The organism is Lachnoanaerobaculum sp. MSX33 (assembly GCF_000512995.1).
In the GTDB taxonomy this organism is placed as follows: Bacteria; Bacillota; Clostridia; order Lachnospirales; family Lachnospiraceae; genus Lachnoanaerobaculum.
Genome location: NZ_AZXX01000026.1, coordinates 1 through 24,089, shown reverse-complemented (window position 1 = coordinate 24,089; position 24,089 = coordinate 1). Strand labels below are relative to the sequence as shown.

Here is a 24,089-nt window from a genome sequence, read left to right as displayed (position 1 = left end):
ATATGAACGGAACAATATCAAATAATGCAGCAGTAGCAGACAATATGAGGGTTGATATTGCAAAAAACAGTAGTGAACTTTTACGTGAGAGCGGAAACAACGGGCTTGATTGTACAAATGCAGATGTGCAGTCAGATTGTATGGAGTGCTTAGAATTCTCGTCTGACTTTACGGAGGAATGTAAGCCTTATATAGAAAATCTTACAGAATGTATAAAAGGAATAAGTGAGTCAATGCAGGAAAAAGATAGGGGATTTTTTTGGTTTTTAAAATAATGTGAGGTGAGACATATGGGTATATATATAAATAGAAACAATATACTGGAAGAGACAAGGTCAATTAGAGAAAAAAATTATCATACAAAACATCAAGTTTCGCTTATAGTTGAGAGTATAAATAAGTTTAATGGTACTAAAGATATATTGACCGGAAAGGCTTGGGATGCTTCGAGAGAATACTCGGAGAGTGTGCTGTTACCTGTTCTTAGGATGTATATAGAGTGTTTGACTTTAGAGTATGATGCAAATGTGAAATATGGTGTAGCAGCCGACAGATTACCAAGATTTGAAAAGTTGGATGAAGATGTAATAATCGCAGCAAAAGAAAAGTATGAAAGACGACTTGATAGAGAATATAATAGGGAGCATCCAAGAAATTCAGTTATTAATTTTTATGAGAAGAAGATAGCAAGATGTGAAAAACTCTTGGATATTATATACGAGTTTTGTGATGAGACTTCGGGAATATTTGATGAGGTAAAGTCAAGGCAGGATTATTTGAGTAGATTGCATTACTACCTAAAGATGATAAATGTGGATAAAGCTACCGGAGAAATGTTGCTACCACCGGGTAGCGTAAATATACAGTATGCAAAATCTGAAATAGCGAGATATTATGCCAATATAAAGCGTAAGGAGCTTGAAGAAAGGACTAAAGAACTGGAAGAGATATATAAGTTAAAAGGTGCAAATGCTGTAATTCAAAATATACTGACAAAACCTTTGGAGGAGCGTTTGAATACAGATATTGAAGCGGCAGAATATACTATGATAGCAAAGCTTATGGTAGAAAGTAGAGGTGATGAGTATGTAGAGCTTATAAATACAGCTGTATACTATTGCTATGAGTATGAGAAAACCATGAGTAATCACCAAGGGTATTTCAATACTGTTAATGATATTTATAAGAAGAATGATAAGGTGGATAAGATACTTGGTGGACTAAATAATTTTGGTTTATATATGAATTTTAAGGTGAAAAATGAACAAGGTGATATTGGTAAGTTGATAGAAGACAGAAGGTATTGGATGCAACTTTCGCAAGCATTTTCAGAGTTATCAACATATGATGCAAAGATTGTAGCAACCAAATTATATAGTAGAGAAAGTGATAGATACCCGGCAAAAAGTAAAGGATATAATGTAGAAGTAAAGCAAGATATATACCATAAATTGATAATAAGTTTTTTGAAATATGGAGGAGATGTAGGTGGTACAAGGACTACTCCTTATGAGCAACAAAAAGATGTGAGTATTATAGTAGGTCAACCTGCTAGTGGAGCTAGTGGTGCATCAAAAGCACTGGAAGGTTCTATGGAGTATGTGTATTATGGAATGGAAATTGATAAGACACTTCCGGAGACCATAGTTAAAAGTTCATCAAATTGTGTAATGACACTTGCCTTAGGAGCATATGCTACTACAGTAGGTAATACAGTTACAGTATTAAACTCGGTAAAAGAAATATCAGCTGAAGCAGTTGGTGAAAAAAGAAAGTTATATAAAAAAGCTAAATATATGCAATCTATAGGTAACATTGTGCAGACATTTAATTTATTTTATGTTTCATCAGTAGTAGAAGAAGATGGTAAAAAAGATGCTAAAACTCAAAATTGTGGTATTTTTCCAAGGTACAGGATAGATGATCTGGAAGAAATGCCAACTTCGGAATATATTGAGAATTTTAACATAAACTTTTCTAAAGGTGGTTATTTTGAAAAGTATGCAAAGGAAATGAAATATGATGAAAGTAATCCTATTACAGAAGAAAATATAGTTAAGAGAGCAAGCGAAATAGATTATATGCTGAAAATATTAGAAACTGAAATGTCAAAGGATGGAATGGTTACATATGATATTGAAAATGCTGTTAGGAGAATGAAATGACTGGAAATAAAAGAAAAGGTATTTTATTGTTAGTTTTTGTTATTGTAGCTGTATACATTGTGAATCAGATAGCCTTTTTTCATGATAAGGAATTTGAAAGAGCAGTTAGGGATACCCTTGAGGCACCATATATGTCATTTACGACGAAAAGAAACAAGCCGATATTAGGAATTATCTGGAAGAAAGACTTAGAAAATATAATAATGGTGTCATTAGATCTTAGAGAATATCATGTTAAAAATATAAGTGATATAAGGTATTTCAAAGATGTAGATTCAATTTGGCTTATTTATAGAAGTGCTTATGAGGGTGACACAAGTATATATGAAGAGGAAAATTTACTTAATAATATATATGTTGCTAAAAACTTTAAGAATTTAAATATGATATCATTGTATCATGTAAAAGTAAATAAAGATATTAAAGCAATGTTTCCTAATGTAGATGTATTTATTGAGTAAATGTCTTTTATATTTATTATCATCTGTATTTTGTTATTTATTGAGATACAGATGATAATAGTGGTGTTTGTCAGAGTATGCCGGTTCAGTGTCCGGAAGAATACTTGATCTAAACAAGGGATAGAATAAATATAATGATTGGGAATTGGGTTTTATACAGATCATAGGTTTGCGTTGTAGACTAACGCAGGAATTACTGGTATTCCTAAAAAGTGTGAGGTTTAAGATGAACAGATATGATAGTGATAAAGAAAAATTACATAAAGAATATGAAGAAGCTTTAAAAGAATTTACTATTGAAAAAGAAGAACGTGAGGATATTTACAGAGAGTGCAGAGCAATAGATAAAACATTGATAGATTGTTTAGGGTATTGTAATGAAACTGAACTTATGGAGGAGGAATTCACAGAATTTAAAAAACAAAGTGATAGAGAAATGCAGGAAATGGAAGATAAATTAATTAGCTTAAAAAAGAAAATCAGAGATTTGTAAAACATTACCGTAAACATCTGATGCGAAATCATTCATTCGTATGCCTGTAATCAGAAATTATAAGTTTGTGTCTGGAACCGGTTTTGTATTCAAAGGTGGAGATATTAAAAAGGTAAAAATACCTTTAATTTAAACTTTATGGAAGGAGAAATATGAGCTGTAGATGTGGGGATATTAGACGATGCAGAACGGATATCAGGAAGATTAGAGCTGCAATTACTAAAATGGAAGGCTTGAGAGGTATAGACTCAACTATAAGGAGCGACCTTTCAAGTATTGGCGGAGAAAATTCTATGTATATGACACCTTTTAATATTGGGAATATTGCAGAAACTGAAAGTCAGATGCATAGAGAGATAGAGTCGCAGACATCAAATATTATCAGTCGGCTTAGGGACGAAATAGATTATTTGAATGATGAATTGGAAGATATGAGAGACGAGGATTATGAATACCATCATAGAGATGACGATTAGGGGTGATTTATGGAAAATTTTGAAATAAAGAGAGCTAAGCTACAGGAAGTACTAAACAAATTTAAAAAAATAAGTGATGACCTGGAAAAAATCGGTAATGACGTGAAAGCGGAGTATGCAGAATTATTGGCTAATTACTGGACAGGAGAGAGTGCTAATCAATTTAGTACAAATTCCGATGCCTGGAGTAATAACTTGAACTGCTATAATGAAAGTGTTAAAGAATTGATAAATATTATAGAGTCTCAGGTAATACCGGGTGTCAACGATATAGATAATAAGGCAATAGGGATTGAAGGAGTCGTGGGAGGTTCTTATTCATCAGGATCAAGTGGCAGTGTAGTACGTAGAGATAACTACATAGAAGTATTAAAATCTTGTATAAAGCATGCAATAGGGGAATATCATTCATATAAGAATACACTGGAAATTGTTGATGAAAAACTGTCTACACTTAATTTTAGTAATTTAGATGTATGTGGTGATATTAGCAGTGCAAAAAAAGATATTGATGACAGAACGGACAAGTTAAACGGACTGATATCGGCTTTGGAAGATTATGAGTCTTACGTGGACTGTTTTGAAGAAAGCATCTCAGCTTCTATCAGTAAAATAAAGGGCCCTGCCCCTTGGGAAAACTTAAAAGCGGATAATCTTTTACAAATAGTATCATTACTTGGAGCAAAAGGGCTTAAAGACTATGAATATGAAAAGAAGGCGGGAAATCTTATTCTTACTGTAAACGGTGAAAAGATTACATTATGTGCATATGGTGGAGATCCCATCAATATGTCTACAGGTAATTATGTGTATGTGGGAGAATTCCTATCACAAAAAGGTTTATTCCCCCTTGCATTTAATATTACATATAATTCTGTAGACAGGAGTAATGCAAGTCTTGGAGTAGGCTTTTATTCAGATATTGATATGAAGATGGAGATAAGTGAATCAAAAGCTAAACTGATATATTACGACGGCAGAAGAGAAGTATTCATCAAAGATAAAAAAGGCAGTTATGTAAATATCAATGAAAACAGAGACATACTCCGAAAGCTTGGTAACAGGTATGAAGTTAAAATATTTGAAGGAGATACATATATCTTTGATATAGATGGTAAGCTGATAGAAACAGATGATGGAAAAGGAAACACTGTTACCTATGCTTATAATGGAGAAAGGCTTATCAGTAAAAGAAGTAATTCAAATGAGTATATTGAATATCTGTATGAAGATAATAAATTGGTCGGAGTTTGCGACAGCAATGGAAGAAGCATCAATTTATCATACAAGGATGACAATTTATCCTGTATAAAGAATGAATTAGGCAGGAGTATTTCATTTGAGTATGAGAACGGATTTATAACTAAACTTACTGATTATGAGGGCAAGGTAACTCTGGAAAACAGATATGATAAAGACGGAAGAATAACTTCACAACGATTTGCTGACGGCGTGGAACTTACCTTTAAATATGATAAAAATAGCGTAACATTTAATAACGGAGAGTCGGAAGTTGTTTATTACCATGATGAGGGCTATCGTACCGTAAAAATAACTGAAAATGGAGTCAGCAGTCTTCGTGAGTTTGATAAAGACGGACTATGTATATTTGACATGGATCGAAAAGGTAATAAAACAATATACGAATACAATTCTGATAAAAAGCTTACGAAAGTAGAATTGCCGGAGAATATAGTAGTTGAGCTTTCATATGACGGTATAGGATATTTAAACGGTATCAAAGTAAACAGTGAAGAAAGACTGAAGCAATTCAATGATGTGAAGGGAAATCCTGTAGAAATATTTAATGAGTCAAAAGACAGCTTTGATATTGTTTACAATGAGAACTCAAGACCTTTAAAAATAACCGCTCCGGATAAAAGTGTTATGAATATAAGCTATGACATTAGTGGAAATGTAACGGAGATAGCAAATGATACTGTTAAAATGGTCGTATATAAATATGATGAGTTGAATAGAGTTGTAAGTATTGAAGACAATAATGGAGGGAAAAGACTTTATAAGTATAATGGGCTTGGAGATATCACAGAGGTAACAAATTCTTTTGGAGAGAAGAGAACATATGAGTATACAGCAAATAGGCAGGTGTCAAAATTAAAGGATTTTGACGGGAAAACCTATGAAGTAGAGTACAATAATATAAATTTACCTGTAAGGTTAAAAGATAAAAACGGAAATACTACAGAGTATGTATATGACAATATCAGAAGAATATCTCAGATAAAGCGAGCCGGCGGAGTGGAAAAATTTGAATATGACAAAAGGGGCAATATGACTAAAATGATTGCTCCTGACGGAAGTATGAAGAGATTTTCCTATGATGACAATAGAAATATTGTCAGTGTTACTTACCCGACAGGTCTAAGCGAAAATTATAAATATGATAAGTTAAATAGGTGCATCAGTAAAGAATTTTCTGACGGAGTGAAGTCTGATTTTGTTTATGACGGAGACAGACTTGTTGAGATAGTACTGCCAAGCGCAAGTATCAGATATGAATATGATGAATATGGAAGAGTGTTAAAGCAAACATTGGATGAGAATATCAGTGAAAGCTTTGTATATGATTCTATGAACAGGGTATTGGAGTATACTGATATATTTGGGAATATATCCGGCTATGAATATAATCAGAACGGCAGAGTAAAAGCGGTTAATTTAGGTGATGACGTAAAATACATATATAATTATGATAAGCTTGGAAGACCTACAGAAGAAAGCCTACTGGCGGGCAATACGGAAAATAAGATTTATTATGACTATGACGACTTAGGAAGAGTATCCGGAATAAGGACTGATACCGGTAGAGAAAATACTTATAGCTATGATAATGAAGGAAATATAACATCTATTAAAGACAGTATCGGAAATACAAACTATTTTAAATACGGTGTAGGAAATACACTTGAAAAAGTGGTTGACAGTGACGGTCTGGTAAGTGAGTACAGTTATGATAAAATGTACAATCTTGTAGGAATAAGACAGTACAAAAAAGATAATGAAAATGACTGTATGACAAGATGCTATCATAGAAACAATATGGGCAGAATATTTAAAATAGAAAATGCCGACAGTACTTATAAAACTATGGATTATAACAGTCTTGGACAAGTGGTGAAAAATATTGATGAAGACGGTTTTAAAACAGAGCTAAAGTACAATGAAGCAGGACTTCTAACTTCGATGAAATGTTCTGACGGAAATTATGTAAACTATGAGTACGACGGCAACAGATTTTTGAAAGCCGTATCAGGAAGCTTCGGAAGTATGAGCTTTGAAAGAGATAAGAAAGGTTTGGTGAAAAAGGCTTTAACTACAGATGGACACAGTATTACTTACGAATATGATAAGTTCGGAAGAACTGTGGCTATAGTATATCCTGACGGCAAAAAGGTAGGCTATTACTATGATAAAAAAGGCAGACTTATAGAAACCGTTTCAGGAAATGAACATATCAGGTTGACTTATGACTGTTTGGGCAGACTTGAATCAAGAGAATATAGCGATGGAAGCAAAACTTTCTATGAATACAATGATATCGGAAGTCCGACAAAAATAACGCATATCAGTGATGAAAAAATCAATATGGAATATACTTATGCATATGATTTGGTGGGAAATAAGACATGTATAAGTATAAATAAGAACGGAAGTGTAAAGGATTACAGTTATTCTTATGATGAGGTAGGAAGAATCACAAAAGTTGTATTGAACGGCAAAATGCTAAGAGAATACAGCTATGACATCTTCGGAAACAGAACTGCTAAAGTAGAATATGTTGAAGATGAAGTGATTACTACAAACTATATCTATAAGGGAGGAAAACTCGCAGAAGAGCGTATAGCTAAGAATAACAGTTTGATTCAAAAAAGGTATGAGTATGATAAGAGAGGAAATCTTATCAAGAAGTTTTCCGGTGGTAAGCTTGAAACAGAGTACAAATACAACGGATTGGGGCAACTTATAAGTGTCATATCCGGTAAAAATATTGTTACTTATGAATATGACGGACTTGGTCACAGAATAGGTAAGACAGAGACTGACGGAAATGAGTCGCATACTACAAGCTATGTAATTGATATCAGAAAAAAGACTGATAATATACTATGGCAAAACAGTGATGGAAATGAGAGAAGTTTTGTATGGGATATTCAACTGATATCAGAGGTGGAGGATGATAACAGCACCAATATCATATGTGATGAGCTTGGAAGTGTAATACTTGAAGGGGGTGAGTTTTTTGAGTACTCAGAGTTTGGAGAAGTGCTTGGAAGCAAACCAAAGAACTTCGGATTTGCCGGTCTCATGGTGGATGATATAAGCGGAAACTATATTTCAGCTACAAGAATGTACGATGAAAATATGGGAAGATTTCTTGGAAAGGATAAAATCAAGGGAAATCTAAGATATGGATTTACCCAAAACGAGTATACATACTGCTATAACTCACCACTGATATTTGTGGACAGTACAGGAGAATCACCAATTGTTAATACATTGGAATCCATACAGGTTTATGATGATATTGATTTGTTTGAAGGGATAGATCTATTTTTAGATAAGTTGTTTAATAGTTCTTATAAACTATGGGTAGAAGTTTTACCAAGTGAAGTTCAGGATGTTACTACCAAGGTTACACGGAGTTTAATTAGAGCATCAAGAAATGCAATGGAGGTTGATCTTGTTATTAATTCATATGTCGATTGTTCCGGAAATGTTAGACAGGTGAAGATTAGTATTTCAGATATATCTAATATGTTTGCAAGAAGTCCGATAAGTACACCAGTGTTTGACTTAGTAGATTTCCATAAGGATAATAATGGTGTATTTCATGTTACAAGAAGATGCTGGCAGGCCGGTGGAGGTTATAATAATTTTTATGATTTTGCATTTGATTCTTTTACATCTATGAATAGGGGTAAATTTAAATTTGGAAGAGGAGATGATAAATTTACACTTTGGATGTGGAAGGGGGATTATTTTAATCTTGGTGCAGGCGGAGAGATAGGTATATATAAAGGTAAAGACTGGCATGTAGATTGCTATACTCAGAGTAAACTTAAAATGAATTTGGATATAAGGTTAAAAGATGGAACTCAAGTAATAGATTGGGATGCTGATGACTTACATCAGTGGTGGATCACAGGGTTTAATCCTGATAAAAGATTCCAAGATGTAAAGGCTGAAGATTTAGTAATGGTAGGTATGGTTGACTTTGATGAAGAAAGGGTTATGTGGAAGGAATTCGTACATACAGCAGAATTTGATGATCAAAACGAAGATAAAATAAATGATAACTGGTGTTTAGACTTAGTTCATAGAAATGCAGTTATAAAATGGGAAAGGGGTAATATAAATTAATGAAAATTAAATTCATTATATGTTTTTTAATAGCATGCATGCTCATAGGGTGTACCTCGGTAGTTAAGGTTGCAAGATATGTACATGACTCTGATAAATTAGATAACTACATATATGGCGAGGCTGTAGTAGTAAATGAGTATATAGAAAAGATAATAAGAGCATTGAACACTAATGATAGAGAACTATTAGCGAGTTTATTTCCCGAGCATGCAAGGAGTAAGATAGACAATTTTGACGAAAAGATAGACAGAATTATCAGAGAAAATGAGTCATTGCCATGGCCTTCTATAATAAGGTATAAGCTTAATGAAGATAACAATTATCAATCAAGAGCTGATAGGGGTAAAATCTATAAAGAGGTATATGCTAATACTACTATAGAGTTTGCAGATCCTAAGGAGGGAGAATTATATAGATCAAGCTTAAAGATTGCTATGGTAATAGTACCTGTAGATGATTTTCACGAGAATAATGTTGGGATTTCTATATTCGCTATAGATTATGGGGATTTCAGTACAGATGGTGTAGATAAAGAGAAAGATGGGTATGATATCTATGCGTTTGGACACTAATAATAGGAGATAATAATATGGAAATTAAATCAAATATTGCAGGCATGGTAAATGCAGAGAAGAATTATGATCTATTTAAGTATAGATTAAATAAAAGTAGGGAGGATTTAGTAAATATTATAACAGATATTGACGACTACTGGAGTGGAAGAAGCGGAGATAGTTTTAAATACATTTGTTGGTATTTAAAGATTTTGATGGATACAGGATATGAAGAATTGGCTGTACTACGAAAGGAAATTATTGAATCAAAGGAACATATATATAATAACGACTATAATCTTTCAAATCAGATACAAAGTAAGGAGCATGTAAAAGTATGAAGAAAATAATATTTCTTATTATTGCATCAGCACTTTTAATATCTGCCTGTTCAAGTGTTAAAAATACAGTGGACGGTGTAAAGAGTGAGATTACAAAAAATGATAATCAACCACCTGAGGAGAAAGAATATAAAGACAAAGTGATTGCTGCGTTGGATAATCAAAATGCTGATGAATTGAAAGCTCTGTTTTCAAAGAATGCGAGAGAGGGTATCGAAGATATGGACTTTAAAATTGCATTACTACTTAAGAGGTATAAGGGAAAGTCAAAGAGTGTCAAGTATGACAGAAATTTTCCGGTAGTTACAGAGGATAAAGAAAAGGGAATAAAAAGGATTGAAACTTATTATGTTGTAGAGACAGATGGTGGTAATATAGATTTTATGTACCTTCAGGTTGTTGCCAAGGATGATGAGGATCCTGATGAGATAGGTATCAGCTCTATGATGTATTCGCCTGAGATTTGGCAGATTACTATGGATGACAGCAACAGAGGATATTATCTTTGGGTAGATAATCCGTTTTGGGCTGATTTTGTCCATCCGGATGATGTTATGACCACAGAGAGCAGCAGGTAGGCCTTTTAGGACTCCTATGAAAAAACATAGGAGTTCTTTTAATACTTAAAACGATATGGTAATTAATATAGGATGCGTAATTTTAATAAAAATATTGAAATATTCTTTAAAAAATTAATAATAATTGGAATGGTTGATTTTGATGAGGAGAGAGAAATATGGGGGAGGAAATGCAAACTTATGAAAATTAAAATTATTATATTCTGTTTAATAGCATGTCTGCTTACAGGATGTGCCTCAGTAGTTGAGATTGCAAGGTATATACACGATTCTGATAAAATAGATGATTATATATATGGTGATGCAAAAGTGGTGAATGAATATATCGAAAAAATAGTACAGGCTTTAAATACTAATGATAGGGAGCTTTTAGTAAGCTTGTTTCCGGAGTATGCAAGGAGTAATATAGACAATTTTGACGAGAAGATAGATAATATATTTAGGGGTTACAATAATAATAAGTTTTCAGGTAAAATTATACGATATAAACTGAATGAAGATAATGACTATGAATCAAGCTCAGATAAAGGAAAACTTCAAAAGAAGGTGTATGCGTCAACAACTATAGAATTTGCAGATGATGGTGGAGAGTACAATTTTCCGATACAAATCTATTTCTTGGTTAGACCGGTCGATGATTTTCATGAGAATAATGTTGGGATATCAAAATTTGCCATAGATAGTTTAAATTTACATTTTTTAAGTGATAAATTAGATTTAGAAAAAGATGGTTATGATATCTATGCATTTGGGCACTAACGATTATAATCTTTCAATAAGGGAAAGTATAGAGTCCTTTTAATACGCAAACAATATCACACAAACAATATGGTAAAACTGTATGAAGTTTAACGGAAAGGAAATGTGGAAATGAATTATACATTATCATTTTACTTGGGAATATTTACAATAATATGCATGATTGTGGTGAGCAGAATAGCTTTTTTTAAGGATGCGGAGTTTCTTAGAGCGGTAAGAGATACTATGGGGAAAAACCGTATGTCTCTGGCACATAAAAGAGAGAAGCCTATCAAGGGTATCATTTGGAAAAAGGATTTAAAGAGGATGAACTTCTTATCAATAAATTTTAAGGACTACCATGTTAAGGATGTAAGTGACCTTGAATATTTTAAGAATGTTGAGACAATTATCTTGACATATATGGGCGATAATGAGGAAGATATCGGTATGTATGATGAGGAACATGTCCTTGATAATCTGAATAAAGTAAGGGATTTTAATAAGCTGAGAAGGGTACAGTTATATCATCTGAACGCAGATAAGAGTGTGAAGAACGAATGTCCGAGAGCAATAGTGTTTATAGACTAGTTTTTACGTTAAGGAGAGACATGGATGAAATTAGAGTATAAAAAGCGTATATATTGGTTGCTTAGGTTTATACTTATTATATGCGTAATCAATGTGCTGACCGGATTCTATGAGTTTTGTACTTCAAGCAAAAATGCAAATGCAAACCAAATCATATGGAAAGGCAAGAGATATAATAAGGATGAGGCCGGATATCACAGTATAGATGAGCTTAAGTATTTGGTGGATATACCGACAGATTGTGAAGTAAAAGATATCTGGGCGGTGGCAAGTTATTATGCAAAGGATGACAGAGAGTGTGATACAAGACTTAAGGAACTTAAGGGTATATATGATGAAGGGGGAGCAAAGGCTGTCGTAGAGGATATCATGTCTAAAGATGTTGGAGATGATAAAAAGACTATGATGGAGTACCTGATAGTGGACGGTTGCCTAATAGAAAGCCTTGGTAACGACACGGAATTGCTGAATAATGTCCTTGAACACTGCTATGAACGTGACTATGGATTCATGGGATATAAAAGGTATATTGATATCGGAAATAAGCTCTATAAAAAGAACGGGAAGCTTGAAAGAATCATTGAAGCATTTGAAACTTTAAGCAAGTATACAATTGATCGTGCAATTGTGATGCCAAAATCAAAAGATGGGCATGAAAGTGCAATTGAAACGGTATACTATCATCGTATGATACAACTATTCCAGACATTCTCAAGTTTATTATATTTTGACGATAATCTTCTAGCGGCAAAATCATATCCCGGGATAGATAATAAGAAATATATTGTTAGGGCATCTATAAAAGAAAATTATGATATTGTATTATCCTACAAAAAATACAGATCATTTATAGATCTTGGACATATCAGTATATACGGAAGATATAAGAATCTGAATATGATAATAAAGAGTGTATCAATTAGAGATTTGGATGATTTTGATATTACAAATTATATATCATTAAAAAATCCTGCAACTGATATGGTGGAGGATAAATTAATTGATTTAAAAACTATATCTGAAATTTTTAGACTTTGTGGTACCTATGTGATTGTATATAATTCGGATATACATACGCTTGAGGGGTTAAGCTACGGATTTTATCCGGTACTTCCGGTGTATAGTTACTTTGATATATACAATACAGTTGCATCTCCTGACAGTCACTATATAGATACAATAGAAGCTATAAAAAATTTTAATACAAATTTTTCAAAGGGTGGTTATTTTGGAGAGTTTGCAGATGATGTAGGCTACGATGAAAACAACCCGGTAACATTGGAAAATTTCGGTGAGAAGATAGATGAACTTTGCAACATGGAAGAGAAAATTTGTAGAGTTTTGTATATAGGATATAATAGTGGTATAGGTAGTATTGTAAATGATTTTACCGGAAGAGAACCGTTGCATAAGAAAGATTAAAAGGGAAATTCCGAGAGCAATGGTGTTTATAAACCGGGTTTTACGGTTAGGAGAGACATAGATGAAATTAGAGTATAAAAAGCGGATATATTGGTTGCTTAGGTTTATACTGATTGTATGCGTAGTCAATGTGCTGACCGGTATGTATGAAGTATTTACTTCCAACTATAATGTGACAGCAAACCAAATCATATGGAGAGGTGCAAGATACAATTGGGATGGAAACAGATACAGTAAAGTAGACGAGCTTGAAAATTTATCCGAACTTCCAAAAGAGTGTGATATAAGGGATATTTGGGAGGTAGCAAGTTATTATTCAAAGGATTATGCCGAGTGTGAATCAAGGCTTAGGGAACTTGAAAAGATATATGATGAACAAGGTGAAAAGCAAGTCGTAGAAAATATTCTTGATCATGATTTGGGCGATGATAAGAAAACAAGAATGGAATATCTTATAGTAGCAGGAATCCTGACAAAAGATTTAGATAAAGGCACAGAATTATTGAATACTGCGTTAGACTATTGTTTTGACAGAGATTTTGGAGTACTTGGTTATAAAAGGTACATTGATATTGGGGATAAGCTGTACAGAAAAAATGAAAAAGTAGAAGAGATAATTAAAGCGTTTGAAATTTTAAGTAAATATACGGTTGATTATATGTCAAGTGCTGAAAAGATATTGGATAAAGACCGTAGAGATACATATATAAGGCACTATTTCAGCATGATACAGCTGTATCAAACATTTTCAGGTATAGAATACTTTGATAATAATCTTATATCGGAAAAATTATATGGAGGAGATAATAAGAAGTATATTATAAGAGCGGTTAAAAGTGATAGTACTGATATTTCGTTGTATTATAGAATGTATAAACCATTTATAAAGTTGGGGAAATTAGAGATATATGGTAGGTATAAAAATTTAGATATGCGGGTATATGGTTTAATGATTGGAAGCCTGGATGATCGTGATGTAACAGATTATATTTCGCTGAAATATTTGTCAACTCTGACATTTATTAGAAGACTTAATCATTTAGAAGCTACTTCTGATATTTTCGAACTTTGTGCCGCATATACACTTGTATATAATACAGATATACATTTGATAGAAGGAACAGCTTATGCTATTTACCCGACATATAAAATATTTGATTACAATGGTTATAAAGATATGGTTGATACAAAAGACGCTATAAGAAATTTTAACGTAAATTTTTCAAAAGGCGGATATTTTGGTGAGTTTGCAAAAGAGGTGGGATATGATGAAAACAATCCTATTACTGAAGAAAATTTCGGTGAAAGATTAGTTGAAATATTTGATATGCGATACAGATGTTATGAGGTTTTAGGTGAAGAATATGGTTATGATATTGACTGTATTACATTAGACTTGAGTGGAGAAGAACCGTTAAAAAGAAAAGAGTAAAGGAAGAAAATTATGGCGGAATATATTATGGCCTTTGATGCAGGCACTACAAGCAGCAGATGTATCATATTCAATCGAAAAGGTGAGATATGTGAGGTTGCACAAAAGGAACTGACACAGCATTATCCAAAGGCAGGTTGGGTAGAACACAATGCTGATGCTATATGGTCTACACAGCTTAGTGTGGCGGTGGAAGCTATGGCAAAGCTTGGAATAAGTGCCTTGGATATTGCAGGTATCGGTATCACAAATCAAAGAGAAACTACTGTGGTATGGGATAAGGAAACGGGTATTCCTGTGTATAGGGCAATAGTCTGGCAGTGCAGGAGAACTGCGGATTATTGTAATGAGTTAAAGAATAGCGGATATTCCGATATGATTCATGAGAAGACAGGTTTGATGCTTGATGCATACTTTTCGGGAACAAAGATAAAGTGGATACTTGACAATGTGGAAGGTGCAAGACAAAAGGCAAAAGAGGGAAAGTTACTTTTCGGTACGGTTGATACATGGCTTATTTGGAAACTTACAAACGGTAAGGTACATGTGACCGATTATTCAAATGCTTCAAGAACAATGCTTTTTAATATACATACATTGGAATGGGATGAAGAAATACTTGATTTACTTGATATTCCGAAGTCAATGTTGCCACAGGTGAAGGAATCTTCATGTATATATGGGGAAGCCGATTCATCGTTTTTCGGACAGAGTATTCCTATTGCAGGTGTGGCAGGTGACCAGCAGGCGGCATTGTTCGGACAGACCTGTTTTGAGATGGGGGAGGCAAAGAGCACTTATGGTACAGGTTGCTTTTTGCTTATGAATACAGGTGAAAAGCCTGTTAAATCCGACAACGGACTGGTGACGACTATTGCATGGGGAATTAACGGAAAGATAAATTATGCCTTGGAGGGTTCCGTCTTTGTAGCGGGAGCTTCGATACAATGGTTAAGGGATGAGATGCGCCTGATAGATTCATCAGGAGATTCCGAATATATGGCAATGAAGGTTGAAGATACAAACGGTTGCTATGTTGTTCCGGCTTTTACAGGACTTGGTGCACCTTATTGGGATCAATATGCCAGAGGTACTATTGTCGGTATTACCGGAGGTGTTAATAAATATCATATAATCAGGGCTACATTGGAGTCCATGGCTTATAAGGTGAGAGATGTACTTGATGTGATGGAGAAGGATTCCGGTATAGTACTGAGTTTATTGAATGTGGACGGCGGTGCCAGTGTAAATAACTTTTTAATGCAGTCACAGGCGGATTTTTGCAATGTGCGTGTAGAACGTCCGAAATGTGTGGAAACCACGGCGCTTGGAGTGGCATATCTTGCAGGGCTTGCGGTAGGTTTTTGGAAAAGCATAGAGGATATAAAGGGCAGCAGAAAAATTGACAGAGTATTTACGCCGAATCTTTGTGAAGAAGTAAGAAAAGAGAAGATAAGGATGTGGAAGAAAGCTGTTAAATATGCCTTTGGCTGGGCAAAGGAAGATTAGGATATAAAGGCATTGATTCGGTGTAAAAAAATCAATGCCTTTAAGTATTGGCTTATTGCTTGGAGATTAAATTTTGCTGAAATTTTTTGCTGATTTCCATGATGTCTTTGATAAAGTCGATGGCGCTGTCTGTATATTCCTTATTTTTTACGATAGCTTTTGCTTTTGATATGACAATATCCTCTCTGTTTTGATTCAGAATGGGAAGATTATTCTTTATTTTGTACTTTGCAATATCATTTACTACATTCATTCTCTCTTCAAAGAGCGCTATAAGTTCTTTGTCTATTGTATCAATTCTTTCACGCAGATTTTCTAATTCATTCATAAGTACTCCTTAATTTAAATAAAGCTTTAACTGAATATATTTTGACTTATTTGAGAATAAAAGTAAATATGAGATTTTGATTTTCCACAGGATTTTTATTTGACAAAAAGGCAAAAATAAATATAATTAGATTATGGACTATAAAAAATTAAATTTTAAACAATTAGAAGCGAATGATATACCGAAGTATGCCAAGTTTTATGGACTTAGGCATAACAGAACATGTGACAGTGTAGAGCTTGAGAGCTTTATATGGAAAGAATATTATAATGTAAGAGCAGCCGTTGCGATGAGAGATGATGAGGAAGTCGGACTTTTATGGCTTATGGGGGATGAGGACAGACCTTTTTCTGCTATGCCTCTTTGTAAGGAAGAGGATCTTGAATATTGCTTCGGCTTAATGGTGGAGTATTTTAATGAAGTATTGAACTTGCCCTTAAAGATTCATCTGGCGGATGAGGAAGGAATAAAGGCATTGAATTTGCCGGAGGATAAATTTATTGTAAGGCTGGAGGAAGATGCGAAGGACTATCTGTATGAGGGAGAGAAACTTAGAACTCTTTCAGGAAAGAAGCTTCACAAAAAGAAAAACCATTACAATAATTTTATAAAAAATTATGGTGACAGATATGAGTACAGGGCACTTGGATGTAATCCTACAGACAGAGATGATGTCTTCAAGTTTTTGGATAAGTGGAGAGCACAAAAGGGAGAAGAGGTTGAACAACATCTGGATCCTGAGGTAGAAGGAATACATGATATTTTGCTCAATTGTACAAGACTGAATATCAGAATGGGAGCAATATATATTGACGGAAAAATGGAAGCTTTTTCGATAGGCAGCTACAATCCTTTGGAGGATATGGCTGTAATACATATTGAAAAGGCCAATCCTGAAATCACAGGTCTTTATCAGGCAATCAATAAGGAGTTTTTGGTACATGAATTCCCGAATGTAAGTCTTGTAAATCGTGAGGACGATCTGGGACTTGAGGGACTTAGACATGCAAAGCAGAGTTATTATCCGGTGGATTATGCCAGAAAGTACTATGTTGAGCAAATAAGGTAATACTATGGTAAAATATTTGAATCAAAAAGAAAAAATATTTACAAAGCCTCTGTATAAGGAGGCTTTTTTTGAAGATTCCGACAGCTTTGTAAATTATTACTATGAGGAAAAGCTTAAAGATAACAGGATCTTGGCAGATATAGAGGGTGAGAGTGTAAGATCTATGATTATGCTGAATCCTTATAAAATATCGGTTTTTAATAAAATTTATAATCTGGATTATATAGTTGCTGTGGCTACAGGAAAGGAATTTAAGCGACAGGGCTATATGAGAAGTCTTTTAAATAAAGCGCTTTGCGATATGAATGTTGAAGGCATTCCTTTTACCTATTTGATACCTGCAAATAAGGACTATTATTTGCCTTTTGATTTTGCCTTTGTGGCGGACAAAAATGAGTATATTGAAAATTTTTCGGGTTTTAATAAACAGGTAATAAAAGGGGATGAGATAGAAAAGGAGTTTATTGATAGGATTGTAAGCTTCATAAATAATGAAGTTTCAAAGGAGAATGATGTATATACCTATAGAGATGAGTATTATTTTAGAAGAGAGTTAAAGGAGATCGCTTGTGAGGACGGATTTATAAATATATACAGTCATGAAAATGATATAGTGGCGTATGAATCTTTTTGGGGCAAAAAGCTTGAGCTAAAGGAGAGAATAGTGTCATCAAAGCTTGCAAAGAGGAAATTCGGCAAGGAAAATATTATGGTCAGAATTACCGATATAGTAGAGCTTTTGTCAAATTTCAGAGCTAAGGAACCTATAGATATCATTATAAAAATCAATGACAATATCATAGAGGCGCAAAACGGATATTTTAGAATTGAGATGGATAAGAGACATTCAAGTGTTTCAAGGATTTCAGATATAGGGGATAAGGGTTTTGCAGAGTTTGATATAGCGGACTTTACCGGATGGATATTCGGATATGTAAGTGATGCAAAATGCAGTTTTATAAACTTTTTGGATAAAAGTACTGCAAAAAAAACATTGGATTCTATAAATAAAATCAGTGGAATATTTATAAATGAACTTGTATAATAAGCGTTGATGCATAAAAGCTTGTAAGAGGAGATTATAAGTTTGCTTGTAATATATTTGAGCTTTATACTATATGCAGATAGAAAGAAGGGTGTAGAATGAAAAATCCATTACATTATCAATTATCTGAATATGATTGCGGGCCGACTTCAATGCTTAATGCACTGAGCTTTCTATTTGAAAGGGAAGATATTCCGCCGGAAGTTATCAGAAACATTATGCTTTATACACTTGATTGCTACAGTAATGAGGGGCATCCGGGTAAGAGCGGAACATCTCATATGGCAATGATGTTTCTTAGTAATTGGCTCAACAGATTCAGAGAGATAAGACAGCTCAATGTAATATGTGAATATATTACAGGTGAACAGGTTTTCATAGGTGAAACAAGCCGTATAAATGATGCGCTCAACAGAGGTGGTGCGGTGGTAGTAAGACTTTTTTATGATGTACAGCATTATGCGCTACTTACAGGTGCTGATGATAAGAATATTTATATGTTTGATCCTTACTATGAGGATGAGTTTACGGATGAGCACTGGTCACAGTTCATACCGGAAGGTGATGTGGAGCTGGTACTTGATCAGCCCCTGAAATATAATCGTATTGTGCCTTTCGGATATTTTAACAGGGAGGATGACGTACTTTATGCCCTTGGAAAGTTTGAAAACCGTGAGGCGGTAATACTTTATAATCAGAAGACCGAGAAGACCCCGGAGAAGACGATAGAGTACTTTATATAATATAATTTCAGGCAGTTAATCTAATGATTAGCTGTCTTTTTTTAAATCACCACCAAAGTCCGAAAAGATGTACAGCATGTCTGATATGATAATTACAGTATATATATTAACGGAGGTAATTATGTCCAGATTAGCTAATATTGTGGTGTATGAAGAGAACAAGGGGATTTTAAAGAACAACGGATTTTACAATGAAGGGAAGTTTATAAAACTGCCGCATGATTTGGAAAAACATAGGAATGTAGTTGTACTCTCACCTAATGTTATTAAAGATATTGTGGAGGATAAGGACAAATTTTTTGATAGGGAGTTTAAATACTCTTCAAAATGTGAAATCTCTGTTGTAAATGCAGACAGCTTTGAATATCTCTCCGATTTAGTAATGAATTTTGCGAATGCATATCATCCGGGAGGTGGCTATAAAAGCGGAGCTTGTGCACAGGAAGAGTGTCTATGCAGGCAGAGTACTTTGTACGAATCTATAAGTTCACCCAAGGCTTCAAGGATGTATAAGTATAATTTGAAATTTGGAACGGCATTTGATTCCGATTATATGCTTCTGTCACCTGTGGTAGATGTATTTAGAAATATAGATTTGGAATTTATTCCTAAACCTTATACCACAGCCGTTATGACTATTCCTGCCCCGAATTTGTTTGACAGGGCATATGGACAGTCAAAAGAGGCCCTTGATAAGGTGATGAAGAAAAGGATTAGACAATATCTGTACTGTGCAGCAAGATTCGGATATAGAACCATTACATTGGGAGCATGGGGTTGCGGAGCATTCGGACATGACGCCCGCAATGTTGCAGGATATTTTAAGGAATTGCTCGTTGAAGAAAAAATGTGGAAGCTGTTTGATAAAATTATATTTGCTGTTTATGGAAGAGGAAACAGCGAGTATAATTATAAAATGTTTAAAGAGGTATTGGGAGAGGTTGAAGACTGTAAGGTTTATAATGAATAAAAATACTTACAATTGACGTACGTAAAAAAGTACGTTATACTTTCTTTGTAAGGAGAAAATATTATGACTGCAATTAGTATAACAAAGGCAAGAGCGAATCTTTATCAAACTGTTTCAGATGTTAATGAATATTCGCAGCCGATAATTATAACAAATAACAGAGGGAAAAATGCTGTATTAATATCTGAAGATGATTGGTTGGCAATTCAGGAAACACTATATCTAAATTCAATACCAGGAATGACAGAGAGTATTCTTGAATCAAGAGATGAAGATATTTCTGAATGTACCTCCTATAATCCGAACGAGGAGTGGTAAATGTACTTGGTTAAATTCAGTAAAAAGGCTGATAAAGACAAAAGATTGCTTAAAGGAGCAGGGCCGGTAACGAAAGCAAAGGAACTTATAAATATCATTTGCGAAGATCCGTTTAAGACTCCACCACCATATGAGAGTTTGGTTGGAAGTCTTACCGGGTTTTATTCAAGGCGTATAAATATTCAGCACAGATTAGTATACGAAGTTTATAGTGATGAGATTATCGAGAATGGTATAGCGTATGAAGGAGTGGTAAAAGTAGCACGCATGTGGACGCATTATGAGGGAATAAAATAATAATTGAAAAATACAATCTTTGTGCTACAATAGTCCTTAACAATATATGTTAAAGTTTTGACATAGTTTCAAAGCTTGATGGTTTTAATGGAGGTTTTGTTATGAAACGTTTAAGAATGATGCGTGCACCACTCAAGTATGTACAGGGAAAAGGAGCTTTGCTTCAGTTCCGTAAGGAAATGGAGTATATGGGAAAGAGATGGTTGTTTGTCTGTTCGAACAGCGGTTACAACAGCTGCCATGAAGATTTGGAAAAGAGCTTTGAGGGCGAAGATGATTATCGCAGATATGAAGTCTTCGGAGGAATGTCAAGTATCAGCGAGATAAAGAAAATGCAGGATATTGTTGAGACTGATAAGATTGACGTTGTTGTTGCGGTAGGTGGCGGTTCGGCAGTGGATGCGGCTAAGGCAACTGCATATTACATGGGTAAGAGAATAGTTATAATACCTACAGTTGCAGCTACAGATGCACCTTGTACAGGACTTTCGGTTATATATAATGATGACGGAAGCTTTAATAAATATTTATTCTATCCGCAAAACCCTGATGCGGTACTTGTAGACAGCAGTGTTATAGCTAAAGCACCTGTAAAGTTTTTGATTGCAGGAATGGGAGACGCCCTCGGAACATACTTTGAAGGAAGAGCTTCACTTCGTACAGAGTCACCAAGTTTGGAGAGTGGCGGTATTACAAGAGCAGGTATGGCGATTGCAAGGGCCTGCTATGATACTTTAAGAAAATACGGAAAAGCGGCTATAGCTGCCTGTGAGAATAATGTTGTTACTCCGGCTTTGGATGCAATCATAGAGGCTACAGTTTACCTATCAGGTGTAGGAGCAGATAATGTAAACTGTGCGGCTCCTCACTCATTCTACAACGGAGTTACTTCACTTGGCGGACATGAGGCATATCATGGTAATTGTGTAGCATTCGGTACTTTGATACAGCTTACACTTGAGTGTGCCGATAAGGCCGAGTTTGAGGATATACAGAATTTCTGTCTTGAAGTAGGACTGCCTATTACACTTGCAGAGCTTGGAGATTTTACAGATGAGGATCTTCATACTATAGCAAAGAATGCCTGTGTAAAGGGAGAAACAATACATAACCTTGCCGGAGACGTAACACCTGATGAGTTGTATGCGGCTATTATAGCTACAGATGCTTTGGGTAAGGCAAGACTTGGCAAGTAATCTATTTAATGGATAAGTGGCTGTTACCGGATAGATATTTTATCTTTTTGGTGGCGGCTTTTTTATGTTCTTTGTCAAATACTAGAGTGGGAGGTAAAATGAAATCAAAGCATGATGTAATAGTAATAAGACCGGGTTTAGTGTATTTGTTTTTCAGTTTTATTACCATAGGTTTAGGGGTTACAACATTTTGGGGGCTAGGCAAAGCTTTACCGTCAGATAATCCGGAGGTGGACAAGATGGCAAGATTGATATTGCTATTATTTTTTTTGACTGTCGGAATGGTATCAGGATTATATGTGTTGCTTACCAAGATAAAAATTGATAATGAAAAAATAGAAATAACAAGGTTTCCTCTAAAAAGAAAGGAATATTTTTGGTTTGATATAACTACTGCAAAGATTATAAATGAGGCATTGGCTTATCCATGTGTGATATATACAGCAGAAAAAAGAATAGCAAAAGTACCAAGGGCATATATAGGCTATGAAAAGCTGTTAAATGAGTTAAGCAAAAGAAAAATTATTGAGGAAGATGATTTGTACCAGTCAGCCCGGGCGATGTTGGCATTTGATAAGCTAAAGCTTAGAGATCTCTTTAGAAGGTAGTGGAAATAGGGTTAAAGTATAATAAAAATAGATAGGAGAATAGCATGAAATGAATGATAATAAAAAAGAAACTATTGGAAATGATCTTGAAAATTTTATAAAAGAAAAAAAGAATGGGGAAGTATTGTATTTGGGTGATGATACAGAAAGATTTATTTTGGGAGAGTCCGGAGCAAATCCTATTATATGCTTTGGAATAAATCCAAGTACAGCTAATGATATAAAATATGATCCAACTATCTTAAAAATAAGAAAAATTGCATCGGAAAATAATTGCGACAGCTGGGTGATGTTAAATCTTTATCCTCAAAGAGCGACAAATCCTAATGATATGCATAAAAAAGCTGATAATGATTTGAAGATAAAAAACTATGAAGTTATAAGAAGTGTTTTTAATATATATCCTAATGCTTTAACCTTGGCTTCTTGGGGAAACGCCATATAGAAAAGAAAATATTTGAAAGATTGCTTAAAGGAAATTTTAGCTATTGCCCCTGATAGGAAGTGGGTATGTCGTGGCAAGCTTACGGTGAAAGGCAATCCAAGGCATCAATTATATGTACCTGATAATACCAAATTACAAGATTTATATTTTAGCTTAGAGGGAAAAGTTTTATGTAGCAAAGATTGAAAAAATAATGGTGTATAGATGTATACAATTATTGATAAATAATGTATATGAAAATTTGAACTTATAAAATAGTAGTATATAAAATAGATATTATTAGAGGAGGAGCATAGTGACTGACTATAAAAATATTCTAAATAAACATGAATATGATTTTATAAATAAAGAGGAGGTGTTAAATAATGTCAAAGAATAAAAAACTTGTTATAAGCTTACTTGTAATAGTTGTACTGATGGCAATAGTGCCTTTATTTATGCTTAAGAATGCCGAATTTGGCGGTTCTGATGATGCCGGAAGTGAAGTGGTTTCAGAAATATAGGGCGGAGAATATGAGCCGTGGTTTAATCCGGTTATAGAAACCGTCTTAGGAAAGGAACTTCCGGGAGAAGTTGAAAGTCTGCTTTTTTGTGTACAGACAGGTATAGGTGTCGGAATAATAGCTTATTATATGGGAAGATTTGTAGAAAGAAAAAAACAGGAAGATAAGAAAAAATGATGAAAGGCTGCTGCTTTGTAAGATGGATTGCAAGGCGGCAGCTTTTAAGTAACGGAATAAGCCGGTATGGATTTTTTTCAAATTTTTGTTTTAAATTTTTTATGTTAATGAATGTGAAAGAGGAGAATCGGCATATTTTGAGATTGTGTAAGTATATGTATGCAAGAGAAGATATGCAGTACACATAGAGTTTTAAGAAGATAATTTAAAATTATATTGCAGTTTATTAAAAAATCACTTTGCTC

24 protein-coding genes and 1 pseudogene are annotated in these 24,089 nt (G+C 34.2%); 24 read left to right on the top strand and 1 reads right to left on the bottom strand.

What is annotated here, in order from left to right; translation table 11 throughout:
• Positions 1-2: 2 nt before the first annotated feature.
• From HMPREF1495_RS02975 to glpK, 14 genes are all read left to right on the top strand, one after another.
• Positions 3-275 (top strand): hypothetical protein, encoded by a 273-nt coding sequence (locus HMPREF1495_RS02975; RefSeq protein WP_034211927.1) that lies wholly within the window; start codon positions 3-5, stop codon positions 273-275.
• 15 nt (positions 276-290) lie between these two features.
• A complete protein-coding gene (locus HMPREF1495_RS02970; RefSeq protein ID WP_034211925.1) occupies positions 291-2,165 on the top strand; it encodes a T7SS effector LXG polymorphic toxin in 1,875 nt (624 codons plus the stop codon).
• On the top strand, positions 2,162-2,626 hold the full coding sequence (locus HMPREF1495_RS02965) for a hypothetical protein (protein WP_034211923.1): 465 nt from the start codon (positions 2,162-2,164) through the stop codon (positions 2,624-2,626). The genes HMPREF1495_RS02970 and HMPREF1495_RS02965 overlap by 4 nt, the downstream gene beginning before the upstream one ends.
• 226 nt (positions 2,627-2,852) lie before the next feature.
• Positions 2,853-3,119, top strand: a complete 267-nt coding sequence (locus HMPREF1495_RS02960; RefSeq protein WP_034211921.1) for a hypothetical protein — start codon at positions 2,853-2,855, stop codon at positions 3,117-3,119.
• 152 nt (positions 3,120-3,271) lie between these two features.
• Positions 3,272-3,595, top strand: coding sequence for a hypothetical protein (locus HMPREF1495_RS02955; protein ID WP_034211920.1), 324 nt, complete (start codon positions 3,272-3,274; stop codon positions 3,593-3,595).
• A 9-nt stretch (positions 3,596-3,604) separates the two neighbouring features.
• Entirely contained in the window at positions 3,605-8,977 is a 5,373-nt protein-coding gene (locus tag HMPREF1495_RS02950) for an RHS repeat-associated core domain-containing protein (RefSeq protein ID WP_034211918.1), read from the top strand.
• Positions 8,977-9,552, top strand: a complete 576-nt coding sequence (locus HMPREF1495_RS02945) for a DUF5104 domain-containing protein (protein WP_034211916.1) — start codon at positions 8,977-8,979, stop codon at positions 9,550-9,552. The genes HMPREF1495_RS02950 and HMPREF1495_RS02945 overlap by 1 nt, the downstream gene beginning before the upstream one ends.
• Positions 9,553-9,569: 17 nt before the next feature.
• On the top strand, positions 9,570-9,875 hold the full coding sequence (locus HMPREF1495_RS02940) for a hypothetical protein (protein WP_034211915.1): 306 nt from the start codon (positions 9,570-9,572) through the stop codon (positions 9,873-9,875).
• Positions 9,872-10,453 carry a DUF5104 domain-containing protein gene (locus HMPREF1495_RS02935; protein ID WP_034211913.1) on the top strand — a complete coding sequence of 194 codons (582 nt, stop codon included), beginning with the start codon at positions 9,872-9,874 and terminating at the stop codon, positions 10,451-10,453. Before HMPREF1495_RS02940 ends, HMPREF1495_RS02935 begins: the two co-directional genes overlap by 4 nt.
• Positions 10,454-10,633: 180 nt before the next feature.
• The gene (locus HMPREF1495_RS02930; RefSeq protein ID WP_034211938.1) at positions 10,634-11,212 is read left to right on the top strand and encodes a DUF5104 domain-containing protein; all 579 of its coding nucleotides are present in this window, start codon (positions 10,634-10,636) and stop codon (positions 11,210-11,212) included.
• A gap of 111 nt (positions 11,213-11,323) precedes the next feature.
• Positions 11,324-11,782 carry a hypothetical protein gene (locus tag HMPREF1495_RS02925; protein WP_034211911.1) on the top strand — a complete coding sequence of 153 codons (459 nt, stop codon included), beginning with the start codon at positions 11,324-11,326 and terminating at the stop codon, positions 11,780-11,782.
• A gap of 24 nt (positions 11,783-11,806) precedes the next feature.
• On the top strand, positions 11,807-13,204 hold the full coding sequence (locus tag HMPREF1495_RS02920; protein ID WP_034211910.1) for a hypothetical protein: 1,398 nt from the start codon (positions 11,807-11,809) through the stop codon (positions 13,202-13,204).
• A 61-nt stretch (positions 13,205-13,265) separates the two neighbouring features.
• Complete coding sequence (locus tag HMPREF1495_RS02915; protein ID WP_034211909.1) at positions 13,266-14,636, top strand: hypothetical protein; 1,371 nt, start codon at positions 13,266-13,268, stop codon at positions 14,634-14,636.
• A 12-nt stretch (positions 14,637-14,648) separates the two neighbouring features.
• Positions 14,649-16,145, top strand: coding sequence for a glycerol kinase GlpK (gene glpK / locus HMPREF1495_RS02910; RefSeq protein WP_034211908.1), 1,497 nt, complete (start codon positions 14,649-14,651; stop codon positions 16,143-16,145).
• A gap of 52 nt (positions 16,146-16,197) precedes the next feature.
• Here the strand turns inward: glpK and HMPREF1495_RS02905 are convergent, their stop codons facing one another.
• Positions 16,198-16,473, bottom strand: coding sequence for a chorismate mutase (locus HMPREF1495_RS02905; protein WP_034211907.1), 276 nt, complete (start codon positions 16,471-16,473; stop codon positions 16,198-16,200).
• A 133-nt stretch (positions 16,474-16,606) separates the two neighbouring features.
• Between HMPREF1495_RS02905 and HMPREF1495_RS02900 the strand changes: the two genes are divergently transcribed.
• From HMPREF1495_RS02900 to HMPREF1495_RS02855, 10 genes and pseudogenes are all read left to right on the top strand, one after another.
• Positions 16,607-17,542, top strand: a complete 936-nt coding sequence (locus tag HMPREF1495_RS02900; RefSeq protein ID WP_034211905.1) for a DUF2156 domain-containing protein — start codon at positions 16,607-16,609, stop codon at positions 17,540-17,542.
• A 4-nt stretch (positions 17,543-17,546) separates the two neighbouring features.
• On the top strand, positions 17,547-18,587 hold the full coding sequence (locus tag HMPREF1495_RS02895; protein ID WP_034211904.1) for a GNAT family N-acetyltransferase: 1,041 nt from the start codon (positions 17,547-17,549) through the stop codon (positions 18,585-18,587).
• Positions 18,588-18,685: 98 nt separating this feature from the next.
• The gene (locus HMPREF1495_RS02890; RefSeq protein ID WP_034211902.1) at positions 18,686-19,330 is read left to right on the top strand and encodes a C39 family peptidase; all 645 of its coding nucleotides are present in this window, start codon (positions 18,686-18,688) and stop codon (positions 19,328-19,330) included.
• Positions 19,331-19,451: 121 nt separating this feature from the next.
• Entirely contained in the window at positions 19,452-20,300 is an 849-nt protein-coding gene (locus HMPREF1495_RS02885) for a TIGR02452 family protein (protein WP_034211900.1), read from the top strand.
• 63 nt (positions 20,301-20,363) lie between these two features.
• Positions 20,364-20,618 carry a type II toxin-antitoxin system Phd/YefM family antitoxin gene (locus tag HMPREF1495_RS02880; RefSeq protein WP_034211898.1) on the top strand — a complete coding sequence of 85 codons (255 nt, stop codon included), beginning with the start codon at positions 20,364-20,366 and terminating at the stop codon, positions 20,616-20,618.
• Positions 20,619-20,915: a Txe/YoeB family addiction module toxin gene (locus HMPREF1495_RS02875; protein WP_034211896.1), complete on the top strand. Its 297-nt coding sequence runs from the start codon at positions 20,619-20,621 to the stop codon at positions 20,913-20,915. It begins immediately after the preceding gene.
• Positions 20,916-21,016: 101 nt separating this feature from the next.
• Entirely contained in the window at positions 21,017-22,111 is a 1,095-nt protein-coding gene (locus HMPREF1495_RS02870; RefSeq protein ID WP_034211894.1) for a glycerol dehydrogenase, read from the top strand.
• 98 nt (positions 22,112-22,209) lie between these two features.
• Positions 22,210-22,719, top strand: coding sequence for a hypothetical protein (locus tag HMPREF1495_RS02865; protein ID WP_034211892.1), 510 nt, complete (start codon positions 22,210-22,212; stop codon positions 22,717-22,719).
• Positions 22,720-22,768: 49 nt separating this feature from the next.
• A complete protein-coding gene (locus HMPREF1495_RS02860) occupies positions 22,769-23,164 on the top strand; it encodes a DUF1643 domain-containing protein (RefSeq protein WP_242832839.1) in 396 nt (131 codons plus the stop codon).
• Between the two features lie 365 nt (positions 23,165-23,529).
• Positions 23,530-23,844: pseudogene (locus HMPREF1495_RS02855) on the top strand (energy-coupling factor ABC transporter substrate-binding protein).
• Positions 23,845-24,089 lie beyond the last annotated feature (245 nt).